The sequence below is a fragment of the Pseudomonas shirazensis genome (genome assembly GCF_050496565.1).
GTDB classification, from domain to species: Bacteria; Pseudomonadota; Gammaproteobacteria; order Pseudomonadales; family Pseudomonadaceae; genus Aquipseudomonas; species Aquipseudomonas shirazensis_A.
The window spans coordinates 85,411-101,780 of the sequence record NZ_JBNWAE010000015.1 but is presented as its reverse complement, the minus strand read 5'-3'; the positions used below and the strand labels follow the sequence as shown (position 1 = coordinate 101,780).

The following is a 16,370-nucleotide window of genomic DNA, read 5'->3' as shown; positions in this document are numbered from 1 at the left end:
ACTGTTCACAAAGCAGCGGTCAAACGCGGAACTTGCTTACCAGCGTCTGCAGATGACTGCCCAGGCGTGCCAGCTCGACGCTCGACGCGGCGGTTTCATCACTGGCCGCAGCGGTCTGCTCGGACACATCACGCACATTCAGAATGCTCCGGCTGATCTCCTCGGCAACCGCGCTCTGCTGCTCGGCGGCTGCGGCGATCTGCTGGTTCATCGACTGAATATTCGACACAGTGCGGGTGATGTTCTCCAGCGAGCCACCGGCCTTGCGCGCCAGCTCGACGCTGCTTTCGGTCAGGTTGCGGCTGCCGAGCATGGCGTTGGCCACTTGCTGGGTGCCGTTCTGCAGGCTGGCGATCAGCTCCTCGATCTCTTCGGTGGACTTCTGCGTGCGTTGCGCCAGGCCGCGCACTTCGTCGGCGACCACGGCAAAACCACGCCCGGCTTCACCAGCGCGGGCGGCTTCGATGGCCGCGTTCAATGCCAGCAGGTTGGTTTGTTCGGCAACCGACTTGATCACGTCCATGACGCTGCCGATCTTCTGGCTTTCCTGTTGCAGCAGGTTCATCGCGTCAGTCGAGCGCTGGACTTCGTCGGCCAGGCGTTCGATCTGGTTGATCGCCTCGCCCACCACGCGGTCACCGGCACGTGCTTCATCATCGGCACCGGTTGCCGCGCGCGAAGCCTGTTCAGCGTTGCGGGCGACTTCCTGCACGGTCGCAGCCATCTCGTGCATGGCAGTGGCAACCTGATCAGTCTCGACTTTCTGGCTGTTGGCGCCGGCGCTGGTCTGCTCGGTCACGGCCGACAGCTCTTCGGCGGCACTGGCAATCTGGGTTACGCCATCACGAATACCACCGATCAACTCGCGCAGGGTATTGCCCATGCGGCTGATGCTTTGTTGCAGCACACCCAGCTCATCACGGCGGGTGACGCGCAGCTCACTGGACAGGTCGCCACCGGCAATGCGCTCGACGGCGTCCATGGTTTCGCGCAGCGGGCGGGTGATCTGGCGGGTGATGATGATCGCGGCGCATACACCGACCAGCAATGCCAGCAGGGTCGAGATGATCTGCAGATGGCGCGCCTGGTCGTTTTCGATGTCACGGCGCTCGAGCTGGATCTTGTACAGGGCGTCGCTGCGCTTGACGATGTCGGCACCTTGCACGGTCATCTCGGCGCGGGCCACGGCGATGGCGGCGAGGCCGTCACGGAAGTCGCGCACGGCCGAGCGATAGGCCTGCACGCTCTGCTCGAACTGTTGCAGGCGGGCGCTTTCGCGCGGCAACTGGCGTTTGAGGTCGTCGATCTGGGCCAAGGCTATATCGAGCTGGCGCATGGCTGCCTGTTCGTTGCTCGCGCTGTTGTCGGCAATGTACCCACGGACATCGACGCGCACTTGCAGCGACTGCTGGCGCGCCTTGCTGATGGCCTGATATTGGGCCAGGCGCACGCTGTCGATTTCCGGCTGGGCCAGCACGTCGCGGCTGATCCCGTCGAGAATCTCGCCGGCCGTGCCAGCGATCTGAGTCATGTGCTCGCGGTTCGCCGAGGTGGTCTTGTAGCCTGCACGCATCTTGCTCAGCGACACTTTGTAGTCACTGATGATGGTGCCCAGCTCGTTGAGCAGCTTGACGTTTTCTGGGCTCTTGAACGTGCTGGCCAGACGCTGCTGCTGCGCGCTGAAAGTGTCCAGTTTGGCCTGGGTATTGGCCGCTGCGGCGTCATCGCCGTTGGCGATCATGTACTGCAGACGCGCTACACGCAGGTCGGTGAGGTCTTTGTTGAGCTGGCTGATGTCGCTCATCCAGTTACTGCGGTCGATCAAGCTGCCCAGGCTGTTCCAGCCGGTCAGGGCCAGCAGGCCGGTCAAAAGCAGGACCAGGCCAAAGCCCAAGCCCAGTTTGAGGTTGACGCTGATGTTGGCAAACCAGCTGTTCATGCACGCACTCCATAAAGATTATTCGCTCAGTTGTTGTCAATCGCTGGCGTTATTCTTCCTGGGGCCCGCTGATTCGTGCATGAGTTATCGGCCACGAATGGGGTAGCTGAAACGCTTTTTCAGCAGATTTGTAACTGTTTGAAAAACCGAGGGTTTTACTGCGGCATTGGCGCTGAAAAGCGGCGCAGCGAACAACGCCCCTTGAGCGTACAAGGTACTCAAGGGACGTGTTTGCTGCGGATCGGCGGGGGTTACAGCGTGCGTGCGTTGAAGGTATCGCAGCGGTTGACATCACCGTCGGTGAAGCCGGTTTTGAACCAGCGTACGCGCTGCGCCGAGGTGCCGTGGGTGAACGAATCCGGCACCACGCGGCCTTGGCCCTGCTGTTGCAGACGGTCATCGCCGATGGCATTGGCGGCGTTCAGTGCTTCTTCAATGTCGCCCGGTTCAAGCCAGTTCAGGCGTTTCTGCGCCTGATAGGCCCAGACCCCGGCAAAACAGTCGGCCTGCAATTCCTGACGCACCAACAGGCCGTTGTCACCTTCCATCTTCTGCCCGCGCTGGCGAGCGGCCTGGACCTGGTTGGAGACGCCGAGCAGCGTCTGCACATGGTGGCCGATCTCGTGAGCGATGACGTAGGCCTGGGCGAAGTCGCCGGCAGCTGAGAAGCGGGTTTCCATCTCGCGGAAGAAAGTCATGTCCAAGTACACCCGCTGGTCAGCCGGGCAGTAGAAAGGCCCGACCGCCGAGGAGGCGAAGCCGCAGGCCGAATTGACCTGGCCGCTGAACAGCACCAGCTTGGGGTCGCTGTATTGCTTGCCGGCCTGGGCGAACAGCGCCTTCCAGGTGTCCTCGGTGTCACCCAGGATCGAGGCGACGAACGCTGCCTGATCATCATTGGCCGGCGGCGCCTTGCCTTCGACGTTGGCCGGCGCGCTTTGCTGCATCTGCCCGGTCAGTTGGCCGAGAATCTGCAACGGATCCTGGCCGGTCATCCAGCCGATGCCGACGATCAGCAAAATGGCGCCCAGGCCCAGCCCCTTGCCGCCGCCAAAACGCATGCCGCCGCCACCGCCGCCACCTGCACCGCGAGCATCGACCACATTGTCGCTGCGCCGACCTTTTCGCCATTCCATCGAGCTTCTCCAAACCGCGAGGTTGAGGGTATAGATTAGTTCAGTGCTGCAGCCTTGTGCAGGCACGCTGCAAGGCATAACCAAACAGTTATGGCTAGGACCGCTGATTTCAGTATTCATCCCATTCAGGCTATCGGAAACTGCAAGTCCGCCCGCCACGCACGGGCGCTCGCACAACTCCAATAAGAGGAACACCGGTATGCCTGCCGAGGACACCAGCCGCTTCGTGATCCGTGATCGCAACTGGCACCCGAAAGCGCTGACCCCAGATTACAAGACCTCGATCGCCCGCTCACCGCGCCAGGCGCTGGTCAGCATCCCGCAGTCGATCAGCGAAACCACCGGCCCGGACTTCACTCACCTGGGCTTTGGCCAGCACGACAACGACCTGCTGCTCAACTTCGACAATGGCGGCCTGCCGATCGGCGAGCGCATCATCGTCGCCGGCCGAGTCATCGACCAGTACGGCAAACCGGTGCCAAACACCTTGGTGGAAATGTGGCAGGCCAACGCCGGCGGCCGCTACCGCCACAAGAACGACCGTTACCTGGCGCCGCTGGACCCCAACTTCGGCGGTGTCGGCCGAGCCCTGACCGACCGTGATGGCTATTACAGCTTCCGCACCATCAAGCCCGGCCCGTATCCATGGCGCAACGGCCCGAATGACTGGCGCCCGGCGCACATTCACTTCTCGATCAGCGGCCCGTCGATCTCGACCAAGTTGATTACCCAGCTGTATTTCGAAGGTGACCCGCTGATCCCGCTGTGCCCGATCGTCAAGTCGATCGCCAACCCGCAAGCGGTGCAGCAACTGATTGCCAAGCTCGACATGAGCAACGCCAATCCGATGGATTGCCTGGCGTACCGTTTTGACATCGTTCTGCGCGGTCAGCGCCAGACCCACTTCGAAAACCGCTGAGGAGCCGCGACATGCCAATTGAATTGCTGCCGGAAACCCCGTCGCAAACTGCCGGCCCTTACGTGCACATTGGCCTGGCCCTGCAAGCTGCAGGCAACCCAGTGCGGCCTACCGAGATCTGGAACACCCTGGCGCGCCCTGAAGCCGCCGGCGAACACATCCTGCTGATCGGTCAGGTCTACGATGGCAACGGCCATCTGGTGCGTGATTCGTTCCTGGAAGTGTGGCAGGCCGATGGCAACGGCCAGTACCAGGATCAGTACAACCTGGAAAACCCGTTCAACAGCTTCGGCCGGACCGCTACCACCTTCGATTCGGGTGATTGGACCCTGCACACGGTCAAACCGGGTGTGGTCAAGAATGCGGCTGGCGTGCCAATGGCGCCGCACATCAACATCAGCCTGTTTGCCCGCGGCATCAATATCCAGCTGCACACGCGGCTGTACTTCGATGACGAGGCCGAGGCCAACGCCAAGTGCCCGGTGCTCAACCTGATCGAGCAACCTCAGCGCCGCGAGACGCTCATTGCCAAGCGCTGTGAAGTGGATGGCAAGACTGCCTATCGCTTCGACATGCGGATTCAGGGTGAAGGCGAAACGGTGTTCTTCGACTTCTGACGCAAGCCTGAAGCTAGCCTACGCCAGCGAGGTCCCCCCAAGGCCTCGCTGGCGCGGGTATCAGCCCTCGACCGGGTTCAAGTCAAAGGCATCGGCCTGGTACTGGAACAGCAGGCAATCTGCTGCTGCGGTACAGCCGCTCTCATGGACCAGATTGGCCGGCAACTTGTAGTACGCGCCTGCCGGGTACTCGGTCCGCTTGCCATCGATCACGGCATAGAACGTACCCTTGAGCACCACAGTAGGCAGAGTCTGGCTGTGTGTGTGCAGGCCGTTGTCGACACCTTTGTTGAATTTCACAAAGGCCGAATAGGCGCCTTTACCGAAGATATCGCCCTCGACGTTGGCGTAGCTGACGGCGCCATTGGTGCCTGCGACGTCCTTCCAGCTCAGTGCAGCGCTGTCCGGTACCGAAATGAGTTTTTCTTCGCCTGCCTGGGCGGTGGCGACAAGGCTGGTGAGGGTCAGGCCAGCGATAATTGCGTGCAGTGTTTTCATGGAGTGGCTCCTACGCCAACTGAATGTGAGGCGAAGGTTAACCATTCATATTTGGCACAGATACGGCATTCAGCCGCCATGATCTGTGCATAAGTTGCACTAATACCTAGCGCCAGCGCGGGGTCGAGTAGTACTCCTGCACATAGTCGAGCAGGGCGCGTACCTTGGGCGCCAGATACCGGCTTTGCGGGTAAACCGCGTACAGCGTGCGTGCAGGCAGTTGCCAGCCTTCGAATACCGGCACCAGGCGCCCATCCTTCAGGGCGTCAACCACGATAAAACGGTCGAAACTGGCGATGCCCAGCCCGCCGATGGCCGCAGCGCGCAGGGCCATTGGCGAATTGGCACTCAAGCGTCTGGGCATCAGCACATCGCACTGCTCGCCTGCTGGGCCGCTCAGCTGCAAGCGCTGTGGGTGGGTCAGGCGGCTGTAGCCGAGCAGGGCATGGCTGGCCAGTTCCTCGATGCTGGTGGGTTGGCCGTGGCGGGCCAGATAGCCAGGTGCGGCCACCAACAGCACCTCGCTGCTGGCCAGGCGGCGCGCCACCAGGCTTGAGTCGGGCAGGTGGTCGGTTACCCGCAGGCACACGTCGATCTCTTCTTCGAGCAGGTCGACGAAGCGGTCGGTGCAGTTGAGTTCAACGTGCAGACGTGGATAGCGCTCGACAAAGTCCGGCAGCCAGCGGCCCAGTTCCAGGTCACCAAAGGCGCTGGCCACGCTCAGGCGCAAGGTGCCAACAGGCTGCTGCTGATGCTCGGACAATTCCAGGCTCATGGCCTGCATCTGCTCGAGGATCTGCACGCAGTGGCGATAGAACAACGCCCCCGCTTCAGTGACCTGCAGGCGGCGTGTGGTGCGATTGAGTAATTGGCTGCCCAGTTCGCGCTCGAGGTTTTTCACCTGCCGCGACAACACGGTGTGCGACACCCCGGCCTGGGCCGCAGCGGCGCTGAAACTGCCCAGATCGACCACTCGGCGAAAGGTCTGCATGGCGCTTAGTTGATCCATCGGTCAGGCGCTCCTTGCAGCGCGTCCGCCGAGGCCATTGCAGCCCCGGCAGAGGTCGGTTCAGCGTCGGACCAGCAGCACACCGCTTTCCATATGGTGGGTATAGGGGAACTGGTCGAACAGGGCGCAGCGCTCGATCCGGTGCGTATCGTGCAACTGGGCGATGTTGGCCGCCAGGGTTTCCGGGTTGCAGGATATGTACAGGATACGTTCGAAGCGTCGAGTCAGTTCGCAGGTATCCGGGTCCATCCCCGCACGCGGCGGGTCGACGAACACCGTGCCGAACTGATAGCTCTTCAGGTCGATGCCCTGCAGGCGGCGGAACGGGCGCACCTCGTTCAGTGCCTCGGTCAGCTCTTCAGCCGACAGGCGCACCAGGCGCACGTTATTCACGCCGTTTTCGTCGAGGTTATGCAACGCGGCGTTGACCGAGGTCTTGCTGATCTCGGTGGCCAGCACCTGGCGTACGCGGGTTGCCAGCGGCAAGGTGAAGTTGCCATTGCCGCAGTACAGTTCGAGCAGGTCGTCGTCGCGCTCGCCAATGGCCTCAAAGGCCCAGTTGAGCATCTTCTGGTTGACCGCGCCGTTGGGCTGGGTGAAAGCCCCCTCCGGCTGGCGGTAGCTGAAGGTGCGCCCGGCGACGTCGAGTTTTTCCACCGCATAGTCACGACCAATTACCAAGCGCTTGCCTTTGGAGCGGCCGACCAGGCTCACGTCGAGCTCGGCGGCCAGCTCGCGGGCGGCAGCTTCCCACTCGTCGTCGAGCGGGCGGTGATAGCACAGGGTGATCATCGCATCGCCGGCCAGGGTGGTCAGAAACTCGACCTGGAACAGCCGATTGCTCAGCGTCTCGCTCGCTTGCCAGGCCGCTTTCAGGCGCGGCATCAGCGTATTGATGCGTTGGCTGGCAATCGGGAAATCCTCGATCAGGATCGCCTTGTGCTTCTCGCCCGGGGCAAACATCGCGTAGTGACGCTGGCCGTCTTCACGCCACAGGCGAAACTCGGCGCGCAGGCGGTAGTGCTCGCGCGGCGACTCGAACACCACAGGCTCGGGCGCGCTGAATGGCGCCAGCAGCTCGCGCAGGCGCTCGACCTTTGGCGCCAGCAGGCTTTGGTAGGCAGATGGATCAAAAACAGAACTCATGCGTTGAACCAGCCCAGCTTGATAACGAACAGAATCGACAGGATGATCAGCGCCGGGTTCAAGTCCTGGCGGCGGCCCGACAGCAGCTTGATCGCGGTCCAGGCAATGAAGCCGAAAGCGATGCCGTTGGCGATCGAGTAGGTCAGCGGCATGGCCAGGGCGGTCACCACCACAGGGGCGGCTTCGGTTACGTCGTCCCAGTTGATTTCAGCCAGGCCCGAAGCCATCAGCACGGCGACGAACAACAGTGCCGGTGCGGTGGCGAAGGCCGGTACGCTGCCGGCCAGCGGCGCAAAGAACAGTGCCAGCAGGAACAGCACCGCAACCACGATAGCGGTCAGGCCAGTACGGCCACCGGCGCTCACGCCGGCTGCCGACTCGATGTAGCTGGTGGTGGTCGAGGTGCCCAGCAGCGAGCCAGCCATGGCCGCGGTGCTGTCGGCGATCAGCGCCCGGCCCATTTTCGGCATGTGGCCGTCCTTGCTCATCAGGCCGGCGCGTTTGGCCACGCCGATCAGGGTGCCGGAGTTGTCGAACAGGTCGACGAACAGGAAGGCGAAGATCACGCTGACCAGGCCCACATCCAGGGCGCCAGCGATGTCCAGCTGAAGGAAGGTCGGCGCCAGCGACGGCGGCATCGACACCACACCGGCAAACGGCGTCACGCCCATCAGGATCGAGGCTACGGTGACGGCCAGAATGCCGATCAGTACTGCACCGCGAACCTTCATCGCTTCCAGCGCGACGATCAGGAAGAAGCCCAGTGCAGCCAGCACCGGAGCAGGCTTCTTGAGGTCGCCCAAACCAACCAGGGTGGCTGGGTTATCAACGACGATACCAGCATTGTTCAGCGCAATCAGCGCCAGGAACAGGCCGATACCGGCGGCGATCGCCGAGCGCAGCGGCAGTGGAATGCTGTTCACGATCCACTCACGGATACGGAAGATCGACAGCAGGAAGAACAACACCGCCGAGATGAATACCGCACCCAGCGCCACCTGCCAGGTATGGCCCATGTGCAGGACCACGGTGTAGGTGAAGAAGGCGTTCAGGCCCATGCCCGGCGCCAGCGCGATCGGGTAGTTGGCGATCAGGCCCATGGTTGCCGAGCCGATGGCCGCAGCCAGGCAGGTCGCGACAAAGATCGCGCCCTTGTCCATACCGGTCTCGCCGAGGATGCTCGGGTTGACGAAGAGGATGTAGGCCATGGCCAGGAACGTGGTCACGCCCGCAAGAATCTCGGTGCGCACGTTGGTGTTGTGTGCTTTTAGTTGAAACAGCCTTTCCAGCATGCCCGCTCCCAAAGACGCCCCCGGGGCGCCGTTAATGTATCGACCTCATCAGCAAAGCACAGACCGTACCGGATGCCGTGGTTTTATCTGGGGTAGAAAAAAGCCGCGCATCATACCAGCATGCTTGCTGAGCGGTAATCAATGTCGCGATACACTGCGCATTCAGTGCCGATCACCAAGACGGCCGCCGCCGAGATGCCGCTGTGCAGCTGATTGACTACTCGCAGCTAACCCCGGCCCAGCGTGGGCAACTGCTGGATATCCAGCTGCCGGCAGCGCAGCAGGGCTTCGCTGGCGACATCGCTGATGCCTTGTATCTGTTGCTCGGTTGCGGCTCTGATCAGCGCCGCGGCGTTGCGCTGTTGCTCGATGATGTACCCAGAGCGTTTCTGCTGCTTCAGCGTGGCGCATTTCTGCCCGCCTGGGGCCAGCCTGATGCAGCGATGATGACGGCGCTGCAGGTTGACCGCAGGTTTCAGGGGCAGGGCCTTGGCCGCTTTTGCATGCAGGCGCTACCGGCTCTTTTGCGCACGGTCTGGCCTGATATCAGGCGCCTGCAGTTGTCAGTGGACCGCGCCAATCTCGGCGCTTTGGCCTTGTACCGTGCAACCGGCTGGCGCGAAAGCGGCAACGGCTTTCGCGCCCGGGTCGGCTATGAGCAGCAGATGAGCCTGCTGCTGGCGGGGTCAACCTTTGATCGGTGCGGCTGACGCCGCTGGCGCTTCTGCGACCGGCAGGCTGTGCAGTTGATCGCGGTTGGCCAGGGTCGGGAACAACTTTATCCACACCCCGGTCACCACCAGCGTGCCGACGCCACCCAGCACCACCGCCGGCACGGTGCCCAGCCAGTGCGCAGTAACGCCGGACTCGAACTCCCCGAGCTGGTTCGAAGCCCCGATGAACAACCCGTTCACCGCACTGACCCGGCCGCGCATTTCGTCCGGCGTCTCCAGCTGCACGAAGGCGCTGCGGATGACCATGCTGATCATGTCTGCCGCGCCCAGCACCACCAGCACCGCCAGCGAGAACCAGAACGAGGTCGACAGGCCAAAGGCGATGGTGGCCACGCCGAACACGCCGACTGCGGTGAACATGGTCCGGCCGACCTTGCGCTCGAACGGGAAGCGCGCCAGCCACACCGACATCAACAGTGCGCCGACCGCGGGTGCCGAGCGCAGCAGGCCCAGGCCCCACGGGCCGGTCAACAGGATGTCCTTGGCAAACACCGGCAGCAACGCCGTGGCGCCGCCCAGCAGCACGGCGAACAGGTCGAGCGAGATCGCGCCGAGGATGTCCGGGCGGCTGCGGATAAAGCGTACCCCGGCCAACAGCGACTCCAGCGTCGCCCGGCCGCGCTGCTGGACCTGCTGACGGGCGTCCAGGCTCAGGGTCAGGCCGCAGGCGATCACATACAGCGCCACGGTCGGGCCATACACCCAGATGCTGCCAAACGCATACAACAAGCCACCAACCGCAGGGGCGACTATGGTAGCGGCCTGAGTCGCCGATGCCGAGGCGGCCACGGCCCGCGGGAACAGCCCGGGCGGTACCACGTTTGGCAGCAGGGCCTGAGTCGCCGGCATTTCAAACGAACGTGCCGCGCCGAGCAGGAAGGCCAGGCAGAAAATCAGCTCGCGGCTGACGTTGTCGGTGGCACTGCCGAGCACCAGTGCCAGTGCGATCAGCGCCTGCAGACTCTGGCACAGCGCCGCCACCCGGCGCCGGTCATAGCGATCGGCTACGTGCCCGGTATGCAGCATGAACAACACTCGCGGGGCAAATTCGACCAGGCCGACCAGGCCCAGATCGAGCACGTTGCCGGTCAGCTGATAGAGCTGCCAGCCAATCGCCACGGTGAGCATCTGAAAGCCGCTCGCGGTAAATACGCGGGCCAGCCAGAACGCCAGAAAGGGCCGGTGGTGACGCAACAACAACGGAGCAGAATCGGACATCGGCAGCCTGCGACCTGTAAGAATCTCGGGGTCCTGCAGCCTATCATCTGTTTGTAACAAAGAGTTGCGTAAGTCCTGCTCAAGCACCTTTTGCTACTGCATGGAAGAGGGTGGGGCAATGCGCCACGCGGCATCCAGCCACAGGCCCTGGGGCGGGATTCGGGGCTATGCTGGATACAGCCATTGATCTGGGTCAATCGTTGCAAATGCATTGATCGGCCCGTGCGGCGTGAATCCCTGCAATCGAATAGAACAATTCCAACAGGTCGCACTCGATAACCGTGGGGGCAGTGGGCATCAGGGCCACAAGCCCGAAATGCCGGTTCACCTGAAGAGGAAGCACCATGTTCGGCTTAGAAGCCCTAGAGCTCGCCCGAATCCAGTTTGCCTTTACCGTGTCCTTTCACATCCTGTTCCCGGCCATCACCATTGGCCTGGCCAGTTATCTGGCGGTTCTCGAAGGCCTGTGGCTGAGAACCGACAACCGCGTCTACCGCGATCTCTATCACTTCTGGTCGAAGATCTTTGCCGTCAACTTCGGCATGGGCGTGGTCTCGGGCCTGGTCATGGCCTATCAGTTCGGCACCAACTGGAGCCGCTTCTCTGATTTCGCCGGCGCCGTCACCGGGCCATTGCTGACTTACGAAGTGCTCACTGCATTCTTCCTCGAAGCGGGCTTCCTTGGCGTCATGCTGTTTGGCTGGAGCCGAGTGGGCCGCGGCCTGCACTTCTTCTCGACGTTGATGGTGGCGCTGGGCACGCTGGTCTCGACCTTCTGGATCCTGGCCTCCAACAGCTGGATGCAGACCCCGCAGGGCCACGAGATCATCGATGGCCGGGTAATCCCGGTGGACTGGCTGGCGGTGATCTTCAACCCGTCGTTCCCCTACCGCCTGGCACACATGGCCACCGCTGCCTTCGTCGCCACGGCGTTCTTCGTCGGCGCTTCGGCGGCCTGGCATCTGCTGCGCGGGCGGGACAACCCGGCCGTGCGCAAGATGCTCTCGATGGCCATGTGGATGGCCCTGATCGTGGCCCCGGTGCAGGCGATCATCGGCGACTTCCATGGGCTCAATACGCTCAAGCATCAGCCGGTGAAAATCGCCGCCATCGAAGGCCACTGGGAGAACAAACCCGGTGAGGCGACCCCGCTGATTTTGTTCGGCATCCCCGATATGGAAGCCGAAACCACCCGCTTCAAGGTCGAGATTCCGGTGCTCGGTAGCTTGATCCTGACCCACAGCCTGGACAAGCAAGTGCCGGCCATGAAGGAATTCCCCAAAGAGGATCGGCCCAACTCGACGATCATCTTCTGGTCGTTCCGGGTCATGGTCGCGCTGGGCATGTTGATGATTGCCGCTGGCCTGTGGAGCCTGTGGCTGCGTAGAACCGGCGCGATCTACCATTCGCGGCCGTTCCTGTACTTCGTGTTGTGGATGGGTCCATCTGGGCTGATCGCCATTCTCGCTGGCTGGTTCACCACTGAAATCGGCCGTCAGCCGTGGGTGGTGTATGGCCTGATGCGCACGGCCGATGGCGTCTCCAACCACAGCTACGGCCAGCTCGGTTTCACTCTGGTGATGTTCGTGGTGGTTTACTTTGCGGTGTTCGGCACTGGCCTTGCGTACATGATGCGCCTGGTGCGCAAAGGCCCGCATACCGGTGAAGAGGAGCAGCCACCTGGTGGCCCAGGGCAAAAACGGACCCCGGCGCGGCCATTGTCCGCTGCCGATGACGGCCATGAGGCCAACTCCAGCCTGACCGAGAGGAACTGAGCCATGGGTATCGATCTTCCGCTGATCTGGGCTGTGATCATCATCTTTGGCGTGATGATGTATGTGGTGATGGACGGGTTCGACCTGGGCATCGGCATTCTCTTCCCGTTCGTCAAGGCCGAGCATGACCGCGACGTCATGATGAACACCGTCGCCCCGGTCTGGGATGGCAACGAAACCTGGCTGGTGCTGGGCGGTGCGGGCTTGTTCGGGGCGTTTCCGATGGCCTATGCGGTGGTGCTGGAGGCACTGTATCTGCCGCTGATCCTGATGCTGATCGGCTTGATCTTCCGCGGCGTGGCCTTCGAGTTCCGCTTCAAGGCCACCGCGGCCAAGCGCCACGTGTGGGACAAGGCGTTCATTGGCGGCTCGCTGCTGGCGACGTTCTTCCAGGGTGTGGCGCTGGGCGCGTTCATCGAGGGCTTCAAGGTGGTCGACCGGCACTATGCCGGCGGCGCCTGGGACTGGGTCACGCCGTTCAGCCTGTTCTCCGGGTTGGGCCTGATCGTCGCCTATGCCTTGCTTGGCTGCACTTGGCTGATCATGAAAACCGAAGGCCCGCTGCAACAGCAGATGCATGTGCTTGGCCGGCCTCTGGCACTGGTGTTGCTGGCGGTCATCGGCATCGTCAGCCTTTGGACGCCGATCGCTTACCCACAGATTGCCGAGCGCTGGTTCAGCATGCCTAACCTGCTCTGGTTCATGCCGGTACCGATTCTGGTGATGGTGACGTTCTATGGCTTGTTCAAGGCGATTGCCCGCTCAGCGCATTACACGCCGTTTCTGCTGACCCTGGTGTTGATCTTCCTGGGCTACAGCGGCCTGGGGATCAGCGTCTGGCCCAACATCATCCCGCCGTCGATCTCGATCTGGGAAGCTGCCGCGCCGCCGCAGAGCCAGGGCTTCATGCTGGTGGGGACGCTGTTCATCCTGCCGCTGATCCTCGGCTACACGTTCTGGAGCTATTACGTGTTCCGCGGCAAAGTCACCCATGACCAGGGCTATCACTAGGAGGTGCGTGGCATGACCGGTATCGAACAGAAAAAGCCACTTTGGCAGCGGCTAGGCTGGCTGGTGATGATCTGGGCGGCGAGTGTCGCCGCCCTGGGTGTGCTGGCCTGGCTGATGCGCATGTTCATGAGCGCAGCCGGGCTGAGCACGCACTGACCCGGCGGGTTACTTGCGCGCTTTGAGGATGACGAACTTGGGGGTCGCGGCAACCTGCTCGACCCCACGGAACAACCGCGCCAACTTGCTGTGATAGCCCAGGTGGCGGTTGCCGACGATGTACAGCGCGCCGCCCACCACCAACGCATCGCGGGCCTGCTGGAACATGCGCCAGGCGAGGAAGTCACCGACCACCTGCTGCTGGTGGAACGGTGGGTTGCACAGCACCACATCCAGTGATTGCTTCTCGAACCCGGCCAGGCCGTCTGCCGCCAGTACTTCAACCGGCCGCTCGGCCAGCGCCGCCTGCCAGTTCTCTAGTGCCGACTGCACGGCCATGTATGACTCATCCACCAAACTGAACTGCGCCTGCGGGTTAAGCAGCGCGCAAGCGATCGCCAGCACGCCGTTACCGCAACCCAGGTCGGCGACCCGGGCCTGACCAAGATCGCGCGGCAGGTGCGGGAGAAACGCACGGGTGCCGATATCCAGCCCTTCGCGGCAGAATACATTGGCGTGATTGACCAGCTCCAGGGCCGGTTGATCCAACGTATAACGGCTAGGGTAGGGCGATTGAGCCGGGGCCCGTTCGCTGAAACTGGCTGTCAGCAGGCGCGCCTTTTTCTGCGCCAGCGAGGCCTGCACCGGGCCGATGTACTTTTCCAGCAAATCGCCAGCGGCACGCGGCAAGTGCTTGATCATGGCCGTGGCGATCACCTCGGCGCCCGGTGCCAGGTGGCCTTGCAAGCGGATCAGCTGCTCTTCAAGCAAGGCCAGGGTTTTTGGCACCCGCACCAGCACCCGATCGTACGTTCCCTGCCAGGCCTGGTTAGACGGCACGAACGGCACGCGGTCAAACGCCTTGGCATTGCGCGCGAGGTTCTTCTCCAGGGCCATGCGCGCCAGGTGCGAGTCACCGCTGCTGGTCACCTGCAGGCTGTCGCACAGGCTGGCTGCCAGAGCGCCGAAGCTGTCATTGAGCACCAGCACGCGGCAGTCGGCGGGCAACCCTTGGCTGGCGAGGTGCTCGAGCAGGTACTGGTCGGCAGCGTCGAACGCTTGCAGCGGGTCATCGGCCTGTTCCGGCTGGCGGATCAGATCAAGTTCGGCGAAGGGGCTGGTCAGCAGGGGCATGGCGTGGGGCTCAGCTATGAATCTGCTCGGCGCAGACCACGACGAGCTTGAGGAGCGAGATTCTACAGGGCTTTATCCACGGGGGGGAGGTTGCGCTCAGAACAGCCCACGGCTGGCCGCGATGGCGATGGCGCCGGCTTTGTTGGAGGCGTTGGTCTTGGCGATCACGCTGCGGATATGGAAGTTCACAGTGCTGGTCGAGAGGGTCAGGATGCGCGCGATGTCTGCCGCAGTCTTGCCGTCGGCTGACCACTTGAGTACTTCCAATTCGCGCTCGGTGAGCTTGGGTACAGGTGCAAGGCTTGCCAGGTGATGCTCGCAAAGCAGCCCATGCAGGGTATGGCAGAGCCACAGCACGCGCGCCCCGCTTTCGTAGAACTCGCCGAGCTCGACCGGCCGGGTTGGCCTGGCAACACTCATCTGGGTTTGATTATGACGCTGGTCATAGACCGACTGGGTCCAGCCGTGGCGCAAGCCGCACTTCATGGCGGTTTCGCGGAAAACCGGTACCTCGCGGTAAGCTTCGTCCGTCCACTGCACGGCGTGGGTCGACTGATGGCAGCGGGCTGCAACCGGATCAGCTTTCACTACATCGGCATTGGTGTAATAGCTCAACCATTCGCTTGGATAATTGCTATACAGAATGATATGCGGTCGGCTGGCGGCCAGGTGGATGTGCAAGGCCAGGCCGAGGTAGGTCATGTCCATTTCCTGCACCAGCGTCAGCGCGCGATTGAACAACTGCTGCGGCTCGCGCTCGGCGAGCAACAACTGCAGTTGCTCGGCTCTCCATTGCGGCATTTACGAGTACCTCCCTGGTTTTTTTGCGGCTTCAAATCTGTCCTGTGCGACTGATTGTAGGAAAAGACAGGTCCTTTAGTTAGGTTTTTTTCTCATTAACTGTACCGCTTGTCTATTGGCTGTCCGGTTTTCCCTTGCAAACCGTCGGTGTTAATTCGGGCAGCTTTCGGCGAAACTGGGCACATCTGATTTATGGAGCCCGTCATGACCGCCAGCGCCGACAAGTTCACCTGCCAGACCCTGCTCGACGTTCGGCCGTTGACGCCCAACCTGTTTTCCCTGCGCGTAACGCGCGACCCAGGTTTTCGCTTTCGTGCAGGCCAGTTCGCCCGGTTGGGCGTGAGCAAGGCCGATGGCAGCGTGGTCTGGCGTGCGTACTCGATGGTCAGTGCGCCGCATGACGAGTATCTGGATTTCTTCTCGATCGTGGTGCCTGGCGGCGAATTCACCAGCGAGCTCAGCCGCCTTGCAGAGGGCGACAGCTTGCTCATCGATCGGCAGGCGTTCGGCTACCTGACCCTTGATCGATTGCCCCCAGGCCGTGATCTGTGGCTGCTGGCAACCGGCACCGGCATTGCGCCGTTCATGTCGATCCTGCAGGACTTCGAGGTCTGGGAACGCTTCGACAACATCAAACTGGTGTATTCGGTACGCGAGGCCGCGGAGTTGGCCTACGTCGATGAAATCGCCGGGCTGGAGCAGCGCGACTATCTGGCCGAATATGCCGGCAAGTTGCAGTTTATCCCTGTGGTCACGCGCGAAGCGTATCCGGGTGCATTGAATGCACGGATTACCCAGTTGATTGAAAGTGGTGAGCTGGAGCGGGCGGCGGGGCTTGAGTTATCCCCTGAGCATTCGCGGATCATGCTCTGCGGCAACCCGCAGATGATCGACGACACGCGCCAGGTGTTGAAGGCGCGCGATCTGCAACTCAACCTGAGCAAGCGTCCTGGCCAGGTCGCAGTGGAAAACTACTGGTAAAGGG

The 16,370-nt window shown here is 62.3% G+C and carries 16 protein-coding genes; 7 read left to right on the top strand and 9 right to left on the bottom strand.

Translation table 11 applies throughout. From position 1 onward, the window contains the following. Nucleotides 1-19: 19 nt before the first annotated feature. Both ACQZ2L_RS20250 and ypfJ read right to left on the bottom strand, forming a co-directional pair. Nucleotides 20-1,939: a methyl-accepting chemotaxis protein gene (locus ACQZ2L_RS20250; RefSeq protein WP_430327562.1), complete on the bottom strand. Its 1,920-nt coding sequence runs from the start codon at nt 1,937-1,939 to the stop codon at nt 20-22. Between the two features lie 251 nt (nt 1,940-2,190). Then, nucleotides 2,191-3,075, bottom strand: a complete 885-nt coding sequence (gene ypfJ, locus ACQZ2L_RS20245) for a KPN_02809 family neutral zinc metallopeptidase (protein ID WP_430327561.1) — start codon at nt 3,073-3,075, stop codon at nt 2,191-2,193. A gap of 199 nt (nt 3,076-3,274) precedes the next feature. On the opposite strand from ypfJ, the gene pcaH reads away from it, so the two are divergent. Continuing rightward, nucleotides 3,275-3,994, top strand: a complete 720-nt coding sequence (pcaH, locus tag ACQZ2L_RS20240) for a protocatechuate 3,4-dioxygenase subunit beta (protein ID WP_101322102.1) — start codon at nt 3,275-3,277, stop codon at nt 3,992-3,994. Between the two features lie 11 nt (nt 3,995-4,005). Next, the gene (gene pcaG, locus ACQZ2L_RS20235; RefSeq protein ID WP_430327560.1) at nt 4,006-4,611 is read left to right on the top strand and encodes a protocatechuate 3,4-dioxygenase subunit alpha; all 606 of its coding nucleotides are present in this window, start codon (nt 4,006-4,008) and stop codon (nt 4,609-4,611) included. 60 nt (nt 4,612-4,671) lie between these two features. Here pcaG and ACQZ2L_RS20230 read toward each other — a convergent pair whose 3' ends face one another. From ACQZ2L_RS20230 to ACQZ2L_RS20215, 4 genes are all read right to left on the bottom strand, one after another. Continuing rightward, nucleotides 4,672-5,109, bottom strand: a complete 438-nt coding sequence (locus tag ACQZ2L_RS20230) for a cupin domain-containing protein (protein ID WP_430327559.1) — start codon at nt 5,107-5,109, stop codon at nt 4,672-4,674. A gap of 106 nt (nt 5,110-5,215) precedes the next feature. Continuing rightward, entirely contained in the window at nt 5,216-6,118 is a 903-nt protein-coding gene (locus ACQZ2L_RS20225; protein ID WP_430327558.1) for a LysR family transcriptional regulator, read from the bottom strand. Nucleotides 6,119-6,178: 60 nt separating this feature from the next. Beyond that, nucleotides 6,179-7,264, bottom strand: coding sequence for a tRNA (uridine(54)-C5)-methyltransferase TrmA (trmA, locus tag ACQZ2L_RS20220; RefSeq protein WP_430327557.1), 1,086 nt, complete (start codon nt 7,262-7,264; stop codon nt 6,179-6,181). Beyond that, on the bottom strand, nt 7,261-8,556 hold the full coding sequence (locus ACQZ2L_RS20215; protein WP_101322099.1) for an NCS2 family permease: 1,296 nt from the start codon (nt 8,554-8,556) through the stop codon (nt 7,261-7,263). Before ACQZ2L_RS20215 ends, trmA begins: the two co-directional genes overlap by 4 nt. A gap of 203 nt (nt 8,557-8,759) precedes the next feature. Here ACQZ2L_RS20215 and ACQZ2L_RS20210 point away from each other — a divergent pair, with 203 nt between their 5' ends. Then, a complete protein-coding gene (locus tag ACQZ2L_RS20210; protein ID WP_430327556.1) occupies nt 8,760-9,266 on the top strand; it encodes a GNAT family N-acetyltransferase in 507 nt (168 codons plus the stop codon). Here the strand turns inward: ACQZ2L_RS20210 and ACQZ2L_RS20205 are convergent. Further along, nucleotides 9,243-10,508: an MFS transporter gene (locus ACQZ2L_RS20205; RefSeq protein WP_430327555.1), complete on the bottom strand. Its 1,266-nt coding sequence runs from the start codon at nt 10,506-10,508 to the stop codon at nt 9,243-9,245. The two genes, ACQZ2L_RS20210 and ACQZ2L_RS20205, sit on opposite strands and share 24 nt — an antisense overlap. A 344-nt stretch (nt 10,509-10,852) precedes the next feature. Here ACQZ2L_RS20205 and ACQZ2L_RS20200 point away from each other — a divergent pair, with 344 nt between their 5' ends. The 3 genes from ACQZ2L_RS20200 to ACQZ2L_RS20190 are packed head-to-tail and all read left to right on the top strand — an operon-like array spanning nt 10,853 to nt 13,450. After that, nucleotides 10,853-12,283 (top strand): cytochrome ubiquinol oxidase subunit I, encoded by a 1,431-nt coding sequence (locus ACQZ2L_RS20200; protein ID WP_103438557.1) that lies wholly within the window; start codon nt 10,853-10,855, stop codon nt 12,281-12,283. Nucleotides 12,284-12,286: 3 nt separating this feature from the next. Further along, complete coding sequence (gene cydB, locus ACQZ2L_RS20195) at nt 12,287-13,294, top strand: cytochrome d ubiquinol oxidase subunit II (protein WP_150570688.1); 1,008 nt, start codon at nt 12,287-12,289, stop codon at nt 13,292-13,294. Nucleotides 13,295-13,306: 12 nt separating this feature from the next. Then, entirely contained in the window at nt 13,307-13,450 is a 144-nt protein-coding gene (locus ACQZ2L_RS20190) for a DUF2474 domain-containing protein (protein ID WP_101322094.1), read from the top strand. Between the two features lie 9 nt (nt 13,451-13,459). Here ACQZ2L_RS20190 and ACQZ2L_RS20185 read toward each other — a convergent pair whose 3' ends face one another. Further along, on the bottom strand, nt 13,460-14,584 hold the full coding sequence (locus tag ACQZ2L_RS20185; RefSeq protein ID WP_430327554.1) for a methyltransferase: 1,125 nt from the start codon (nt 14,582-14,584) through the stop codon (nt 13,460-13,462). Between the two features lie 96 nt (nt 14,585-14,680). Further along, nucleotides 14,681-15,385 (bottom strand): autoinducer binding domain-containing protein, encoded by a 705-nt coding sequence (locus ACQZ2L_RS20180; RefSeq protein WP_430327553.1) that lies wholly within the window; start codon nt 15,383-15,385, stop codon nt 14,681-14,683. A 204-nt stretch (nt 15,386-15,589) separates the two neighbouring features. Between ACQZ2L_RS20180 and ACQZ2L_RS20175 the strand changes: the two genes are divergently transcribed. Continuing rightward, nucleotides 15,590-16,366: a ferredoxin--NADP reductase gene (locus tag ACQZ2L_RS20175; RefSeq protein WP_430327552.1), complete on the top strand. Its 777-nt coding sequence runs from the start codon at nt 15,590-15,592 to the stop codon at nt 16,364-16,366. Nucleotides 16,367-16,370: the final 4 nt, after the last annotated feature.

Coding starts and splice junctions, on each gene's coding strand:
- ACQZ2L_RS20185 (WP_430327554.1), bottom strand. CDS start 14,584: ATGCCCCTGCTGACCAGCCCCTTCGCCGAACTTGATCTGATCCGCCAG.
- ACQZ2L_RS20250 (WP_430327562.1), bottom strand. CDS start 1,939: ATGAACAGCTGGTTTGCCAACATCAGCGTCAACCTCAAACTGGGCTTG.
- cydB (WP_150570688.1), top strand. CDS start 12,287: ATGGGTATCGATCTTCCGCTGATCTGGGCTGTGATCATCATCTTTGGC.
- ACQZ2L_RS20190 (WP_101322094.1), top strand. CDS start 13,307: ATGACCGGTATCGAACAGAAAAAGCCACTTTGGCAGCGGCTAGGCTGG.
- ACQZ2L_RS20225 (WP_430327558.1), bottom strand. CDS start 6,118: ATGGATCAACTAAGCGCCATGCAGACCTTTCGCCGAGTGGTCGATCTG.
- ACQZ2L_RS20230 (WP_430327559.1), bottom strand. CDS start 5,109: ATGAAAACACTGCACGCAATTATCGCTGGCCTGACCCTCACCAGCCTT.
- ypfJ (WP_430327561.1), bottom strand. CDS start 3,075: ATGGAATGGCGAAAAGGTCGGCGCAGCGACAATGTGGTCGATGCTCGC.
- ACQZ2L_RS20175 (WP_430327552.1), top strand. CDS start 15,590: ATGACCGCCAGCGCCGACAAGTTCACCTGCCAGACCCTGCTCGACGTT.
- ACQZ2L_RS20215 (WP_101322099.1), bottom strand. CDS start 8,556: ATGCTGGAAAGGCTGTTTCAACTAAAAGCACACAACACCAACGTGCGC.
- pcaG (WP_430327560.1), top strand. CDS start 4,006: ATGCCAATTGAATTGCTGCCGGAAACCCCGTCGCAAACTGCCGGCCCT.
- ACQZ2L_RS20205 (WP_430327555.1), bottom strand. CDS start 10,508: ATGTCCGATTCTGCTCCGTTGTTGTTGCGTCACCACCGGCCCTTTCTG.
- ACQZ2L_RS20200 (WP_103438557.1), top strand. CDS start 10,853: ATGTTCGGCTTAGAAGCCCTAGAGCTCGCCCGAATCCAGTTTGCCTTT.
- pcaH (WP_101322102.1), top strand. CDS start 3,275: ATGCCTGCCGAGGACACCAGCCGCTTCGTGATCCGTGATCGCAACTGG.
- ACQZ2L_RS20180 (WP_430327553.1), bottom strand. CDS start 15,385: ATGCCGCAATGGAGAGCCGAGCAACTGCAGTTGTTGCTCGCCGAGCGC.
- trmA (WP_430327557.1), bottom strand. CDS start 7,264: ATGAGTTCTGTTTTTGATCCATCTGCCTACCAAAGCCTGCTGGCGCCA.